Raw genomic sequence first — 235 nt, forward strand, 5'->3', positions numbered from 1 at the left:
TTGATACACCATTCCAAGTGTTCCCTGAAGGATTCCCAAAAGAATTACTTGATGAATTAGAAGAAAAAACAGGTCGTAAAATTATCGGTAATAAACCAGCTTCTGGAACTGAGATTCTTGATGAACTTGGTCAAGAACAAATGGAAACAGGATCTTTAATCGTTTACACTTCTGCTGATAGCGTATTACAAATCGCAGCACACGAAGAAGTAGTGCCACTTGAAGAGTTATATAA

At 36.6% G+C, this 235-nt stretch carries 1 pseudogene; it reads left to right on the plus strand.

The annotated features are described in order from the left end of the window. Positions 1 to 235 (plus strand): annotated as a pseudogene (locus JDS92_RS30505) (phosphopentomutase); the annotation flags it as partial.

The sequence above is a fragment of the Bacillus cereus group sp. N12 genome (genome assembly GCF_016483575.1).
Classification (GTDB): domain Bacteria; phylum Bacillota; class Bacilli; order Bacillales; family Bacillaceae_G; genus Bacillus_A; species Bacillus_A toyonensis.